This window comes from Pseudomonas rossensis, assembly GCF_039888995.1.
GTDB lineage: Bacteria > Pseudomonadota > Gammaproteobacteria > Pseudomonadales > Pseudomonadaceae > Aquipseudomonas > Aquipseudomonas rossensis.
The window spans coordinates 1-236 of the sequence record NZ_JBBWCB010000412.1; the positions used below are offsets into that span (position 1 = coordinate 1).

Annotated in this window: 1 pseudogene; it reads right to left on the reverse strand. The window is 61.4% G+C overall.

Going from position 1 to position 236, the window contains the following annotated elements:
* Positions 1 to 229 (reverse strand): annotated as a pseudogene (locus WLY71_RS31095) (transcriptional regulator); the annotation flags it as partial.
* Between the last annotated feature and the right edge of the window lie 7 nt (positions 230 to 236).

Here is a 236-nt window from a genome sequence, read left to right on the forward strand (position 1 = left end):
CAGCAGCCAGGCTCTGTGCCAGTTTCAGCTTCAAGTCCTGGAAACCGGAGCAACCGATGGCGCGACAGAACCGCACGATGGTCGGTTCGCTGATGCCCACGTTGTGGGCCAGGTCGGCCATGGAGCTGTGCATCACCGCCGCAGGATCAAGCAGCACGTGGTCGGCGACCTTGAGCTCCGACTTGCGTAAGAGGTGGCGTGACTGGGCGATGTGTTGCAGCAGATTCAAAGGGCTG